This window comes from Solwaraspora sp. WMMA2065 (assembly GCF_030345075.1).
GTDB lineage: Bacteria > Actinomycetota > Actinomycetes > Mycobacteriales > Micromonosporaceae > Micromonospora_E.
Genome location: NZ_CP128361.1, coordinates 3,641,481 through 3,656,379, shown reverse-complemented (window position 1 = coordinate 3,656,379; position 14,899 = coordinate 3,641,481). Strand labels below are relative to the sequence as shown.

12 protein-coding genes are annotated in these 14,899 nt (G+C 68.7%); 6 read left to right on the top strand and 6 right to left on the bottom strand.

Annotation, left to right across the window (positions count from 1 at the left end):
* Nucleotides 1-93 precede the first annotated feature (93 nt).
* On the top strand, nt 94-7,923 hold the full coding sequence (locus O7610_RS16560) for a ricin-type beta-trefoil lectin domain protein (protein ID WP_289211321.1): 7,830 nt from the start codon (nt 94-96) through the stop codon (nt 7,921-7,923).
* A gap of 69 nt (nt 7,924-7,992) precedes the next feature.
* On the opposite strand, the gene O7610_RS16555 is transcribed toward O7610_RS16560, so the two are convergent.
* The 3 genes from O7610_RS16555 to O7610_RS16545 form a co-directional block, all read right to left on the bottom strand.
* Nucleotides 7,993-8,364, bottom strand: a complete 372-nt coding sequence (locus tag O7610_RS16555; protein WP_282233725.1) for a helix-turn-helix domain-containing protein — start codon at nt 8,362-8,364, stop codon at nt 7,993-7,995.
* A 250-nt stretch (nt 8,365-8,614) separates the two neighbouring features.
* The gene (locus tag O7610_RS16550; RefSeq protein ID WP_282233726.1) at nt 8,615-8,794 is read right to left on the bottom strand and encodes a DUF397 domain-containing protein; all 180 of its coding nucleotides are present in this window, start codon (nt 8,792-8,794) and stop codon (nt 8,615-8,617) included.
* Nucleotides 8,784-9,632 (bottom strand): helix-turn-helix domain-containing protein, encoded by an 849-nt coding sequence (locus O7610_RS16545; RefSeq protein ID WP_282233727.1) that lies wholly within the window; start codon nt 9,630-9,632, stop codon nt 8,784-8,786. Before O7610_RS16545 ends, O7610_RS16550 begins: the two co-directional genes overlap by 11 nt.
* A gap of 230 nt (nt 9,633-9,862) precedes the next feature.
* Between O7610_RS16545 and O7610_RS16540 the strand changes: the two genes are divergently transcribed.
* The 3 genes from O7610_RS16540 to O7610_RS16530 all read left to right on the top strand — a co-directional run bounded on the left by O7610_RS16540 (nt 9,863) and on the right by O7610_RS16530 (nt 12,675).
* Nucleotides 9,863-10,006: a hypothetical protein gene (locus tag O7610_RS16540; RefSeq protein WP_289211320.1), complete on the top strand. Its 144-nt coding sequence runs from the start codon at nt 9,863-9,865 to the stop codon at nt 10,004-10,006.
* Nucleotides 10,003-11,232 (top strand): helix-turn-helix domain-containing protein, encoded by a 1,230-nt coding sequence (locus O7610_RS16535; protein ID WP_289211319.1) that lies wholly within the window; start codon nt 10,003-10,005, stop codon nt 11,230-11,232. Before O7610_RS16540 ends, O7610_RS16535 begins: the two co-directional genes overlap by 4 nt.
* A 144-nt stretch (nt 11,233-11,376) precedes the next feature.
* Nucleotides 11,377-12,675 (top strand): ATP-binding protein, encoded by a 1,299-nt coding sequence (locus O7610_RS16530; protein WP_289211318.1) that lies wholly within the window; start codon nt 11,377-11,379, stop codon nt 12,673-12,675.
* Between the two features lie 11 nt (nt 12,676-12,686).
* Here O7610_RS16530 and O7610_RS16525 read toward each other — a convergent pair whose 3' ends face one another.
* The 3 genes from O7610_RS16525 to O7610_RS16515 form a co-directional block, all read right to left on the bottom strand.
* Nucleotides 12,687-13,004, bottom strand: coding sequence for a helix-turn-helix domain-containing protein (locus tag O7610_RS16525; RefSeq protein WP_281551638.1), 318 nt, complete (start codon nt 13,002-13,004; stop codon nt 12,687-12,689).
* A gap of 82 nt (nt 13,005-13,086) precedes the next feature.
* Nucleotides 13,087-13,386: a helix-turn-helix domain-containing protein gene (locus tag O7610_RS16520; protein ID WP_289211317.1), complete on the bottom strand. Its 300-nt coding sequence runs from the start codon at nt 13,384-13,386 to the stop codon at nt 13,087-13,089.
* A 2-nt stretch (nt 13,387-13,388) separates the two neighbouring features.
* The gene (locus O7610_RS16515; protein WP_289211316.1) at nt 13,389-13,742 is read right to left on the bottom strand and encodes a type II toxin-antitoxin system RelE/ParE family toxin; all 354 of its coding nucleotides are present in this window, start codon (nt 13,740-13,742) and stop codon (nt 13,389-13,391) included.
* Between the two features lie 102 nt (nt 13,743-13,844).
* Between O7610_RS16515 and O7610_RS16510 the strand changes: the two genes are divergently transcribed.
* Together O7610_RS16510 and O7610_RS16505 are read left to right on the top strand one after the other, a co-directional pair.
* Entirely contained in the window at nt 13,845-14,186 is a 342-nt protein-coding gene (locus O7610_RS16510; protein WP_289211315.1) for an ArsR/SmtB family transcription factor, read from the top strand.
* A 3-nt stretch (nt 14,187-14,189) separates the two neighbouring features.
* The gene (locus tag O7610_RS16505; RefSeq protein ID WP_289211314.1) at nt 14,190-14,705 is read left to right on the top strand and encodes an SRPBCC family protein; all 516 of its coding nucleotides are present in this window, start codon (nt 14,190-14,192) and stop codon (nt 14,703-14,705) included.
* The last annotated feature ends 194 nt before the right edge of the window (nt 14,706-14,899 follow it).

Genomic DNA, 14,899 nt, shown 5'->3' with positions numbered 1-14,899 from the left:
CTTGACGCAGAGTGCTCACGACCGTGCCCCACACCCGGCGTGTGCTCTCGCGGTCCGTCCGCACCTTCTCTTCGCGCCTGGGAGTCGACGCGCATGCGTGGAACCGGTCCACAGTCCTGGCAGCTGGACCGCCGAGCCGCCGGTGACCGAGCCACCCGTACCAGAGCACGCCGGCTCGGCCGACGGCTTGCCAGCCGGGGCGGCACGCTCCTGCTGACGGCGGTCATGGTGGTGACGGTCCTGCCCGCGCAGGCGTGGGCGATACCCGGCCCGGGAATGAGCCGCGAAGCGATCGAGGTCGACCTGCCGGACATCCCGGACGCCGAACTGGTCGGCCAGGACGAGTCAGCCGAATCCGACCTGACCACCGCCGACGAGGTACCGGTGGTGCCGTACGAACCGCAGGCCGTGACCCCGTGGGAGTCCGGCGACGGCACCGTGGACCTCACCGGTCTGGCCGCTGGTGAGACGCTGCCCGTCGACGACCTGCCGGTCGCGCTCGGCGTACCGTCCGATGGCGACCCGGCCGATCTCGCCGGCAGCTGGGCTGTCGGCCTCGCCGCCCCCGAGGCGTCCCAGGCCGCCGGTGTCGCCGGCCTGATCATGAAGATCACCCCGCCGGCCACCGCCGACCCGGCCGCCGAGGTCGCGCTGACCGTCGACTACACCACCTTCGCCGACCTGTACGGGCCGCAGGCCGCCGACCGGTTCGGCTTCCTGCTGCTGCCCGAATGCGTCTACGACGCCCCGGACAGTGGCGACTGCGCCACCGCCGACGGCAGCACCGGCCGCAGCGCCGGACCACAGGCCGGCGGTGCCGGCATCACCGGGACCGGCGAGTTCACCCCGGCACCGAGCCAGGTCTCGGTGGCGTCGACCCGGCGCGTGGTCCGCGGCACCGTCCCGGTCAGCGCGCTGCTGGCGGGCGAGCCCGCAGCAGGCCGGGCCACCACGTCCGCCACGTCGTCGAGTGTGGTCGGCGTACTGGACACCGGCGCGTCAGCGGCCGGCGACTACACCGCCACCCCGCTGCTCTCCTCCGGCTCCTGGGCGGCCGGTTCCTCCTCCGGCGCGTTCACCTACGGCTACCAGGTGCAGGTGCCGGAGACCTCCGGCGGGCTGATGCCGCAGGTCAACCTGTCGTACTCGTCGCAGTCGGTGGACGGGCGGACCTCGGCCACCAACAACCAGGCCTCCTGGATCGGCGACGGCTGGGACTACGCCGCCGGGTCAATCACCCGCAGCTACGCCAACTGCCGGCAGGACTCGAAGAAGGCCGGCTCCAACAACGCCAGCCACCGCACCGGTGACCTGTGCTGGGGGTCGAACAACGCCACCCTGTCGCTGGGCGGGATGACCACCGAACTTGTCCTCGACGACGACGAGCAAACCTGGATCACCGCCAACGGCGACGGCTCCAAGGTGCAGCTACTCAAGGACTCCGGGCTGGCCAACGGCGACGCCGACGGCGAGTACTGGGTGGTCACCACCCGCGACGGCACCCGGCACTGGTTCGGTCGGCACCGGCTGCCCGGCTGGTCGTCCGGCGACCCGGTGACCAACTCGGTGCTCACCGCCCCCGTCTACGGCAACCACCCGGGTGAACCCTGCTACCAGGTCGGCAACTGGGCCGGGTCGGCCTGCACCCAGGCGTGGCGCTGGTCCCTCGACTACGTCGAGGACGTCCACGGCAACGCGATGAGCCTGTGGTGGGCGAAGGAGACCAACTACTACGCCCGCAACTTCAACTTCAAGGACCCGGTCCGCTACGACCGGGGCGGCTACCTGACCCGGATCGACTACGGCCAGCGCGCCGACAGCGTCTACTCGGCCGCGCCGCTGGCCCGGGTCTCCTTCACCGTCGCCGAACGCTGCTTCGCTGAAGGCTCGCTGACCTGCACCGAAGCCAACTTCACCAGCACCGACCCGAGCAACTACCGGATCTGGTACGACACCCCGGCCGACCTGCACTGCACCGCTGGGCAGAAGTGCTGGAACGCCTCCCCGGCGTTCTTCACCCGCAAACGCCTCGACCGGATCACCACCTCAGCGCAGCGGCAGCCCGGCTCCACCGCACTGCAGACCGTCGACGAATACCGGCTCAAGCAGTCCTTCCCGATCCTGCGGACCGGGCTCAACACGGCACTGTGGCTGGAGTCGGTCACCCGCACCGGCTACGGCCGCAGCGGGAACCCCGACGACAAGATCGCCCTCAACGCGGTGCGGTTCGAAGCCAACCCCGACGACATGCCCAACCGGGTACGCCGCGACGACCGGCCCAACTTCTCCCGGCTGCGCATCGGCCGGGTCATCAACGAGTACGGCGGCGAAACGATCGTCACGTACAAGCAGCCGACCGGGGCCTGCGACACCGGCACCGGCCTGCCCGGCAAGAACGACACCGCCGCGTTGAAGGCCAACACCCGGCTCTGCTACCCGTCCTACTGGCACCCCGACCCGGCAGTCGAGGACATCGACTGGTTCCACAAGTACGTCGTCGACACCGTCGAGGAACTGCCCGCCGTCGACGGCGCCTACCCCACCGTCACCCGGTACTCCTACGCCGACGCCGGCTGGAAACTCGCGGAGCAGGAGTTCACCAAGAAGTCCACCCGCACCTACTCGCGGTTCGCCGGCTTCGGCCAGGTCACCGTGATCACCGGCGACGACGACCCGGCCGTCGGCAGCCGCCGGAGCAAGTCCGTCACCCGGTACTTCCGCGGCCTGGGCGACACCGTCGACGTCCACGACATCGACGGCGTGTTGATCGCCTCCGACGCCGAGCCGTTCGCCGGCCGGATCGCCGAGGAACTCACCTACACCAGCGCCGACGACGCCGACGCGGCGTGGCTGACCCGCAGCATTACCGTGCCGGCCGCCACCGAACTCGCCCGGCGGGACCGCGACGACGGGCTCAGCCCGCTACGCGCCTGGCGGGTCACCGAACCCCGGCAGATCACGTACACCCGATCCTCTGGGACCGGCGACGACACCCGCACCCAACGGGTCGTCGAAGCCCGCACCACCTACGAGACGATGTACGGGCTGCCCACGCACGTCGAGTCCCGAGGCGACACCGGCCGACCCGGCGACGAGTCCTGCACGTACGTCGACTACCTGCACCGGGCCGACCAGCACGTCATCGGGATGACCCGCCAGCTGCGGACCAGCCCGACGCTGTGCGCGGACGCCGACTTCGACGACCTGACCACACTCAGCTCGGCCAGCCGGGTCGGCTACGACGGCCAGCCGTACGGCACCGCCCTCGCCGCGTCGACCCGGGCCCTGGTCACCGGCTCCTGGTCGTTGAAGGCCGACGGGTCCGGTTTCCAGAGCGACGGCACCGTCGCCTTCGACGCGATCGGCCGGGTGGTGTCCCGCACCGATCCGGACGGTAGGACCTCGACGACCACCTTTGAACCGGCCACCGGGCAGGCCTACGAGGTCGTCGAACGCAACTCGCTCGGCCACGAACAGACCGTCGAGGTCGACCCGGGTCGCGGTGTCGCCGTACGCAGCACCGACCCGAACGGGCACGTCAGCCAGTCGACCTACGACCCGCTCGGCCGGCTCGTCGAAGTCTGGGCGCCCGGACGGACCCCGACCGCCGGCGCGGTCCCGGACTTCAGCGCCGAATACCACCTGCCGGCCGGCAAACCGCCGTACGTGGTCACCCGCAGCCGCGGCCACGAGAACCGGGTCGAAACCGCCGTCACCCTCTACGACGGGCTCGGCCGGGAACGGCAGAGCCAGCAGGAAGCCGTCGGCGGCGGCCGGCTGATCAGCGACACGCTCTACAACACCTCCGGTGAGGTGTGGCAGACCAACAACGCCTACTACGCCGAGGGTGCACCGAGCGGCGGGCTGTTCACCCCGCTCGCCGACACCGCCGTGCCGAACGCCACCCGCTACACCTACGACGGTCTCGGCCGGGTCGTCACCGAGATGCCGGTGCTGCGCGGCACGGAAGCACCGGAGCGGGCAACCCGCTACGAGTACGGCACCGACCACTCCACCGTGATCAACCCGGCTGGCTCGCCGTCGTACCGGACCTACTCGGACGCCATCGGCCGCACCGTCCGGGTCGACACGTTCACCGACGCCGCGCGCACCGAGTTCACCACCATGCGGTACGGCTACCACCCGCGCGGCCAGCTGGCGTCGGCCACCCACTCCGCCGACCCGGACCGCCCGTGGACCTGGAGCTACGACCAGCGCGGCCGGCTCGTCACCGCCAACGACCCGGACTCCGGCAGCACGACGCTGACGTACGACCACCGGGACCGGCCGCTGACCTCGACGAACGCGCGTGGCGTGACGGTGTGGAACGGTTACGACGAACTGTCCCGGCCGACGCAGCAGCGGCTCGACGGGCCGGGCGGGACGTTGCTGGCCGAGTACGGCTACGACACCGCGCCGGGTGGCATCGGGCTGCCGGCGGCCGCGACCCGCTACACCGACGGGTTGGCGTACACGCAGCAGGTCGGTGGTTACACCGACGACTACCAGCCGACGTCGACGACGTTGACGTTGCCGCAGTCGGTCGCCGACATGTGGGGTCTGGCGGAGTCCTACACGTACGGCTACGCGTACACCGACACCGGGCTGCCGGCGTCGGTCGACCTGCCGGCGGTCGGTCGGATGCCGGCCGAGCAGGTGCTGGTCCGGTACACGGCCGACGGGTTGCCGCTGTCGGTGTCCGGGCAGGACTGGTACGGCGCGGAGACGGTCTACTCGCCGTACGGGCAGGTGCTCCGGTCGACGTTGGGCGCGCAGCCGCACCGGGTGTGGACGACGGCGTCGTACGACGACGCCAGTGGCGCGTTGACCGATCAGCGGGTGTTCCGGGAGCAGACCGGTGATCAGGCGATCGTCGGCGGGAACCTGGTGTCGCACCGGTCGTACGGCTACGACGCGGCCGGTAACGTCACCGCGATCCGGGAGCACGCGGCCGGCATTCAGGAACGGCAGTGTTTCGGCTACGACCCGCTGGGCCAGCTGACCGAGGCGTGGACGGCTGCCGACCAGACCTCGTGCGCGGTGGCGCCGGCTGCCGCGTCGGTGGCGGCGGGTCCGGACGGGGCCGGCTACTGGCAGGAGTACTCCTATGACCTGCTCGGTAACCGGTCGGAGCTGGTGGAGAAGGACCTCGGTGGTGACACCGGGAAGGACGCGACGACGACGTACGGCTACGGCGGCGCGGACGGGTCGCAGCCGCGCACGTTGACGTCGGTCCGTAAGGATTATGTGACGCCGGCGGGTGCGCAGGTGACGGCCGAGGCCGAGCGGTTGTACGAGGCAACCGGTGAGACGCGGTCGGTGCGGTCGGTGTCTTCCGGTGATGTGCAGGAGCTGACCTGGACCTACGACGGTCAGGTGGAGCGGATCGCCGGTCAGGGCGGTGGCGGCGGGACCGCCTATGTGGGTGTGGTGGGTAAGTGCCTGGACCTGCAGGCGGGGTTCGCGGTTGCCGGTCAGCAGGTGCAGTTGTACGAGTGCAACGGCACGACGGCGCAGCGGTGGTCGTTCACGGTGGTGGACGGGCAGCCGGATTCCGATCTGGGCACGTTGCGGGTGTACGACGACTGGTGTGTCCAGCCGGACGGGGACACGGCCGGGTCGGCTGTCCAGTTGCGTGTGTGTGACGGCACCGCGGCGCAGCGGTTGACCCGTACGGTGGCCGGGCAGTTGCGGCACACCGGGTCCGGTCTGTGTCTGGCGGTCGATGGTGGTGCGACCGTGAACTCGACGCCGGTCGTGTTGGCCGTGTGTGATGCTGCCGCGACCGGTCAGGTGTGGTCGGCGCAGGACGAGACCCGGCACGTCTACGGTCCGGACGGGGCGCGGTTGCTGACCGTGCAGGACCGGCGGGCGACGCTGCACCTGGCCGACGCGGTGGTCACGGTGGCCGCTGGTGGGGTGAACGTCAACAGTCAGCGCAGCTACGCGGTGCCGGGTGGCGGCATGCTGCGGTACGCCTACGGGTCGGCGTCGGTCCAGTTGGCGGCGGTCGCGGCCGATCATCAGGGCAGCCCGTACGCGGAGGTCGGTTCGACCCTGTCGGGGATGCCGGTACGGATCCTGAAGCGGGATCCGTTCGGTAACCCCCGCGCGGTCGACGTGCTGGCCACGAATCTGAAGACCCGGGCCGGGTTCCTGGGCGCGACCCCGGACGAGGCGTCCGGCTACACCCCGTTGGGGGCCCGCCTGTACGACCCGGTGGTGGGCCGGTTCCTGTCCGCCGACCCGGTCCTCGATGTGGCGGACCCGTTGCAGTCCAACGGGTACGCGTACGCGCACAACAACCCGGTCACCCACGCCGACCCGTCGGGTCTGTCGATCAGCCTGACCGCGTCGGAGCGGGCGGCGGCGTTGGCCGGTGCGGGTCTGTCCACCGCGCAGGTCGCCCAGGCCCGGTCGGCCGCGGGCCGGTCCATGACGTCGGTCATCCTGTCGGTGGCCTGGGACGTGCTCAAGGAGTTCATCGGCCTCAACGCCGCGCTGGGCTGCTTCGGCGGCGACGTGTGGTCCTGCGTCGACCTGATCACCGAGTTCGTGCCCGCCTTCAAACTGTTCAAAGCGTTCGGCAGGATCGTCAAGGCCGTCGAACGTACCTTCTCCGCGATCAGGGCCTGGCAGAAAGCGAAAACGGCCGCCCAGGCGGTGCTGCGGGCGGCCCGCGCCGCCGAGACCGTCGCGTTGAACGCGAAGAAGGCGGCCGCTGAGCGGGCGAAACGCGCCGCGCAGGCCGCCGCGAAGAAAGCCGCAGACAAGGCCAACACCACCAGCAACAAAGCTGTCAACGCGTCGAAGAAGACCGGCAACCCCGTCCAGAAACAGGCCCAGGCCAAAACCAACCCCAAAGCCTCCACCGCCGGCAGCAGCGGAGGCGGCGGCCGGGCCAGCGCAGGAGGCGGGAGCGGCAAGGCGAGCTCCAAACCCGGCGGCAACACCGGCGCCAGCTCACGCTCCAACGGCGGATCCAGCGGCGGAGGAGACAAACCCGCCGACAGTTGCCCGCTGAACAACAGCTTCACCCCCGGCACCAAGGTCCTGATGGCCGACGGCACCACCACGCCGATCGAGCAGGTCAAGCCCGGTGACAAGGTCATCGCCACCGACCCCGAAACCGGCACCACCAGCATCGAGACCGTCACCGCCACCATCACCGGCGACGGCGTCAAACACCTCGTCACTATCACCATCGACACCGACGGCCAGCACGACGACGAGGGCAGAGACCCAGACACCACCAACGGCCACAGCGACCCCGGTGTCGCCCAGATCACCGCCACCGACGGACACCCCTTCTGGGTCCCCGAACTCGACGAGTGGATCGACGCCACCCACCTCCAACCCGGTCAATGGCTCCACACCAGCTCCGGCACCTGGGTACAAATCACCGCAATCCACCGCTGGACCACCCCGCGAGCCACCGTCCACAACCTCACCATCAGCCGCGTCCACACGTACCATGTAGTAGCCGGCAACACACCGGTCCTCGTGCACAACTGCGGCAGCGAGGAGGGCGAAGGTCCAGCTAGGCTGTGGCATGTAGGTGAAGGTGGAGCCGACAGTGACCAGCAGGCCCGGATTCCGGAGAGTTCCTGGACGACGTCTGGCGGGAATCTTACGCCTGGAGAAGAGTACGTGTTTGTAGTTATGCCGGATTGGTCGGTTCGAGCAATCGGGTATAGCGCTCACGACGAGGTTGGTCACACAAGTGCATCCCAGCGGAAGCCGGTTATTATGGCGGGCGAATTTACCGTAGGGCGAGACGGGAATATTGTCAAATATGGCAACTTCTCCGGCCACTATTGGCCAGGTGGATCGATCCTTAAAAGTATCGCACAAAGGGCTTTGACTTCAAGTGGTTTTGATGTGAGTGGTGCAAAGTGGGTGCAGTACAAGCCGCCGCGGTAGCATCTGCGTGGACGGTATGTTCGAGTTGATCTGAAGAGGCCGGGGCATCGGGGCATCACTCGAATGATTTCACTCCTCCTCGGTAGTCTGTGGGGTATGTGCGCTCATTTTGCCGGTGATCTCAATGAGTTGTTCTACCTGTGCGGGACTCAGGTGGCTTACGGCAGCGATAAGGCGACCGATCTCGTCGGCTGCGGGGTGCGGTGCTGGTAGATCAGATTTCGACTCCACCGGCACGCCAGAAATGACGATGAGGTCAGCTAGGGGAATCTGCAGGGCGAGGGAAACCCTCCGGAGAAAATCCAAGTTAGGGACCGTTCTGCCGGAGAGCAACTGATGGATTGTGGACCGGGCGCATCCCGATGCGTAGCTGAGAGCCTTCGGCGAAAGACGACGGTTCTCCATCAGGCCCTGCAGTATGCGGGGGAACTCGGGGGTCATGCCATGATCTTACGGTCCCAGCCGAGTCCACACATCGACTGCAGGCGCGCTGTTGAAGAGAAGCCAGCGTCCGAGTGTTGTGGCGAGTCGGCCGTCGACCCAGCCCGACGTCGTGGGCCCAAGGCCTTCGGTGTCCATGTTCCTGGTCGCGATTCGTGATCGTGGGTCGGGCGGCGGCGCGAGGTAGGGCAAGCCGTGCTCGTGCCGGCCCCGAAGGGGTGGCGAGCCGGCACGAACGCTGGCGGGTTTCTTACGGATTGGTTTTTAGGGTGGTGGTGAAGGTGGTCCAGGCGGCGGGGGCGAAGGTCAGCGTGCCGGCGGCGGGGGCTTTGGAGTCGCGTACATCGATTTGGGTGCCCCGGTCGCGGACCTCGACGCACTGGCCGTTGCTGCCGGATCGGCTCGACGTGCGCCAGGCGTTACGTTCCATCCTCGCTCAGCTCCTTGATCAGCTTGACCGACTCGGCGGGCGACATCGCCAGCATCCTCAGATTGTCGTACGCCGCCGAGATCCGCGCCAGGTCGCGGGTCGACTCAAGGAACAGCTCACCGGCCAGGGTCTCGATGTAGCCGAGTGGTGGATCGTCCCGCTCGAAGCTGAGCAGCGCGAAGCCGCTGCTGTCGGCCAGGTGTGCGCCGGCTTCGAAGCGCAACACCTGGATCGTGACGTTGGGCAACTCGCTGAGCGTGACCAGGTGGGAGAGTTGGTCACGGAGTACATCCGGGCCGCCGACCTCGGTGCGCAGTGCCGCCTCGGACAGGACGGCGTGCAGCCGCAGCGGGGTCGGTTGCCGGTGCAGCACCTCCTGTCGGGTCATCCGGGTGGCGACGCGCTGGTTGACCGTGTCCGGGTCGACCTCCCGGCCGATGATGTTGACCGCACGGGCGTAGCGCTCGGTCTGGAGTAGACCAGGCACCAGCGTCGGCTCGTAGTTCTTCAGCTCGACGGCTTCGGTCTCGTAGGCGATGTACGTCGCGTACTTGCCGCCGACGCGCTGCCACCAGCCGTCCTCGCGCAGGTCGCGGGCCTGGGCCAGCAGCGACGAGCCGGGCTCGGCGTCGAGCGGGACGCCGTAGGCGACGAGCAGCTCCATGACATCACCGGCACGTGGCTTGATCTCGCCGGACTCGATCCGGCTGATCCGCGACGACGAGCAGCGGACCGACTTCGCGACTTCCTCGCCGGTCAGTCCCTTGGCTTCGCGGAGCTTGCGTAGATCGCGGCCGAGTCGCCGGGAGCGTGGAGTGGCAGGGGCAAATCGAGGCATGGCCATGATTCTGCACGACCGTTGCTCATCTGTCTGCCCCTAAGGACATGCTTCTATTCATTGATCATGAACGTAGTCTTGCCATGCATCAAGTGATGCTGCAATCTGTAGTCGATACGCCACGAATCAGCCCCGCAGGGTGTGTCGCTGCGGCAACGCGGCGACCCGTCGGGGGTCGGGGCGTGGCAACGCTCCGACCCGCCGGCCCCCGCCAGAAGGTGAGAGTGCTTGTGATCGCCAGACTGCTACCGATAGTGTTCGCCGGCCTGATGCCCGGCTTCCTCCTCGGCCTGTTCGCGTTCCGGGTCAAGTCCCGGTGGTGCCCGCGCTGCGGGGCGACCACCGAGGCCATCCACCGGAGCATGCACCGATGACCGCGCCCGGCCGCCACCGCATCGCCGACCAGCCCATCGGCCGGCGGATCGCCCAACTCCGCGCCCGACGCGGCCTGACCCAACAGGTCTTCGCCGACCGCATCGGCAAATCCCACTCCTGGGTCGACAAGGTCGAACGCGGCATCCGCGCCCTCGACCGGATCTCCGTCGTCCACACCGTCGCCGCCGTCCTCGGCGTCACCCCCGAGGTCATCCTCGGCCCCACCACCAGCCAACCCGAACCGGCCACCGACGTCGCGGCCGCCGTCGAACACCTCCGCGCCGCCCTCGCCCGCTACGACACCCCCACCCCCGACCAACCGTCACCGTCCGCCGACGACCTGCACCGCCGCATCCAGTACGCCCACACCGCCTACCAACACGCCCACTACCCGCAACTACTCCGCATGCTGCCCGACCTGCTCACCCACACCCGCTACACCACCACCAGCGACGCCCCCGACGCCGGGTACCTGCTCACCCGGGTCTACCGGCTCACCGCCCACCTGCTGACCAAACTCAACGAACCCCACCTCGCCTGGCTCGCCGCCGACCGCGCCATCGCCACCGCCAACGGCCACCCCCGGCACACCGCCGCAGCCGCCATCGCCCTCACCCAGGCACTCCGCGCCCTGCACCGCAGCACCCTCGCCACGCGAGCCGCGCTCACCGCCGTACCACTCATCACGCCGGCCACGACCGACCACCCGGCACCCGACGACCACGCCCTCGCCGGCACCCTGCTGATCGAAGCCGCCCTCGCCGCCGCCACCGGCAACGACCCCGCCACCGCACACCAGCTCACCGACCGCGCCGACAGACACGCAGCCACCATGAGCCACCACCAGCGGCGCCCCGACCACGGCGACACAACCACCGCCTTCGGGCCGACCACGGTCACGCTCGCCCGCGCCCACCTCGCCGCCGCCCTCGGCGACCCGCACCAGGCCATCACCCACCACCAGCGCGGCACCGCCGGTCACGGCTGGCGGGAGCTACCCGCCGAGCACCGTGCCGCGCACCTGATCGACGTCACCCGCGCCTACCTCGACACCGGCAACCCCACCGCCGCCGCCCGCGCCATCATCGCCGCCGACCAGATCGCCCCCGCCGAAACCCGCACCCGACCCACCGCCCACACCGTCGTCGCCACGCTCCTACGGGCCGGTCCCACCCCCGACCTGACCCGCCTCGCCACCACCATCGGCCTCACCCCACGACCCTGACCAGCCGGCTGCTGGACCGCGACTCCCTGTGAAGTGCTCGAAATTTGGCAGCTCGGTTGCTCAAATTTTGGTATCCGCACTTCTCGAATAGTGGTAGTTTCACCTCCTGGGATTCGGTACTTCATTGCTACGGAGGGGGCCAGGGTGCTGGAACCACTCGCCGGAATCGCGCAGCGGCGAGTCTCTGCGCTGCTCGATGACCTGCTCCGGGTGGAGCCGGTCATCGCCCTGCACGGCCCTCGGTCCGTTGGCAAGTCCACGGTCCTGCGCGCGCTCGCCGACCGGCACGGGGTCCCCGTTCTGGACCTGGACGAGGTGGGCATTCGCGACGCGGTGGTGGCCAACCCGCAGACAGCCGTCACGACGCCGGGCCTGCTCTGCGTGGACGAGTATCAGCATGCCCCGCAGATCCTCGACGCGTTGAAGGCTCGACTCAACCGCGAAGGCAGCCTTCCGGGTACCGCCGCGTTGACCGGGTCGACCCGCCAGGACGCGCTGCCCCGCACCGCGCAGGCACTCACCGGCCGCCTGCACACCATGACGATCTGGCCCATGTCACAAGGAGAGATCAGCGGCGTCCATGAAGATTTCCTGCCGGCGCTTCGCGCAGCGCCCGACGCGACCGTCGCAGCCAGGCCAGCGTCGACGACCACCCGGACGGAGTACGTTGATCGACTCTGCGCTGGAGGGTTCCCCCTGGCTCTGCGCCGCACAGGCCCCGCGCGCGACCGTTGGTTCGACGACTACGTCCGCCAGTCGCTGGAGCGCGATGCCATCGAGCTTGTCCGGGTACGTCAGCGCAGCATGCTGCGCGAGCTGCTGGGTCGACTGGCTGGAAGAACCGGGCAGGTACTCAACCTCACCAGCGCGTCCCAGGGCCTCGCAGGTGAGCGCAAGACCATCGAAGGCTACGTCCGCCTCCTCGAAGACCTCTTCCTCGTCGACCGACTTCCTGCTTGGGGTACGACGCTACGCGCGCGAGCCGCAGCATCACCGAAGGTGCATGTCGTCGACACCGGCGTGGCCGCCCGGCTGATGCGAGTCTCTCCCGCCAAACTCGCCACACTCGACCCGACCGCCTTGACGGAGTTCGGGCACCTTCTCGAGAGCTTCGTCGTCGGCGAGCTCCGCAAGCAGGCCTCCTGGCTTGACGAAAACGCAACTACGGGGCACTGGCGCACCTACGACGGCGACGAGGTCGACTACGTCATTGAGTTCGACGACGGCAGGGTCCTCGCGTTCGAAGTCAAGGCGAACGAACGCGTCGCGGGCGCCGACCTCAAAGGCCTCCGAGCGCTACGAGACGCACTCGGCGACAGGTTCATCGCCGGCGTGGCGTTCAGCACCGGACAACGCTCGTTCACCTACGAAGACCGCATTCACATCATGCCCGTCGACCGACTCTGGACACCTATCAGCGGCTACCTCACGCTGACGCGGTGATGGGGTGCGGGTCAGGCGATCGCGGCGATGGCGCCGTCGTCGAAGTAGATGGCCTGGTGAAGCCGGCCACCGAGCGCGGCGGCGTAGCGGGCGACGACATCCTGTCCGGAGATCTTGCCCTGTTCGATCTGGGAAACTCGGCCCTTGGTGACGCCCATCCGGTCGGCGACCTGTTGCTGGGTCAGGCCTCGGGCCTTGCGTACCTCGGCGAGGCGGTGCCCGACGACGGTGGCCAGCAGTTCCCGCTTGCCGGCTTCGACCGCCTCCTCGCCGCCGGCCCGTTCGACATAGGCACTCCGGACGTCGCTCCAGCGCGTGTAGCTCGTCACGGCCTCACCTCCTGCATGGCACCTTCTCCTCGATCGATCTCGCAGCTGGGCAGACTCCACCACTGATCTGCTGTCAGCTTCGTCAGGCAGCGGCGTCGCGGGGCTCGAAACCGACCTTCAGGCTCACTCCCAGCGCCGCTGCCAGTCGCTCCAGCACCACGAGTGTCGGCACGGTCCCGCCAGCCTCGAACCGGGCCACCGCAGACTGCGTCATCCCCGACGCCGTGGCCAGCTGCGTCTGACTCCAACCGCGACGCTCGCGCAGCTCACGCACCGAACGACCGAGCTCGAACGCCAACCGCGCCGCCTCGTACGCCTCAGCGGCACCCGGCTCAGCCAACCGCCGCTCCCGCATCGCAGCCCAACCGCCACCCTCACCCATGACTAGACCTCCTCCTCGCCCTCAACCTGGTGTGCCTCGTCGATACACCGCGCCAGCGCCTGCCGCGCTCGGTCGATCTCCCGCTCCTCGCGCATCCGGGTCTTGAAGAAGACCGTCAGCAAGATGATCCGCCTTCCAGGCCCGATCCAGTAGGTGACCCTTACCGCGTGCTGCTCAAGGTGGAACCGCAACTCACGGAGCTTCCGATCAAGCTGCTTCGTGTAAGGCTCACCCAGTAGCGGCCCCTGCTCGGCCAGCAGGTCGACGTAGAACGCGGCTCGGGCGAACAGGGCACTCGGCAGACTCTCCAACCACTTCTCTACTTCCGGTTCCAGCCAAACGACACCCCGGGGCATAGCATGGATGCTATAGCAGCACAGCGGCCACAGCTTGGCCCGACGTCAGCTTGACTGCGCGACCCACTTGACGCATACCGTTATGGGAATATGATGGCTGCCGTGGCACGAGCAGCGACGACGTCGGACGTCTTCAACGCGATCGCCGAGCCGCAGCGCCGGGACATCCTGGCGCTGCTGCGGGCGGGTGAGTGGCCGGTGACCGACCTGGCCCGGGAGCTGGGGATGAGCCAGCCACGGGCGTCCAAGCACCTGCGGGTGCTCCGGGAGGTGGGGCTGGTGCGGGTCCGCGAGTCGGGCAAGCAGCGCCTCTACGGCCTGGACGCCGGCGGCCTGCGGCCGATCCGCGAGTGGGTCGGCGGGTTCGAGGAGTTCTGGAACGGCAGTTTCGACCGGCTGGACAGCTACGTGCAGGACCTCAAGCAGACACGACAGGAGCAGTGACCGATGGCAGGAGCAGAGCGGGAAACATCGGCGGAGCCGGCGACGGCCGACCGGGAGATCGTGATCTCCCGGGTCATCGACGCCCCACCGGAGCTGGTGTTCGAGGCGTTCACCGAGGTCCGGCACCTGTCACGGTGGTGGGGTCCGGAGGGGTTCAGCACCACCACGCGGTCCTTCGAGTTCCGGGTCGGCGGCGAGTGGGACTTCGTGATGCACGGCCCGGACGGCACCAACTACTCCGAATGGATCACCTGGACCGAGATCGTCCCACCGCAGCAGATCGCCCTGCTGCACGGCGAGTCCCGCGACGACCCGAACGCCTTCGAGTCGACCCTGGCCTTCGCGCCGGACGGTGCGGCGACGCGGATCGTGATGCGTACCGTCTTCCCCACCAGGGAGCTACGCGACCAGGCCGTGGAGAGGTACCACGCGATCGAGGGCGGCGAGCAGACGCTGAGCAACCTGGCGGCCTACGTCGCCGAACTCACCCAGCGGCAGGGCAGCACCGGTCAAATGTAACTCGAAATGCAACCAGAGTCGTGGAAATGTAACTGGCCGAGAGTTACATTTGGCTGCTGGCGGAACGTCCTGCTCACGGTGTTGCTACGTGCCGAGCCTGCACGGAGGCGACGGCAGCGCGACCCGTTTGGTGACTGTGCGGTAACCGCGTACGCCGGTACGCTCCGGCGGTGGATCCGGCCGGGAAACCGGGC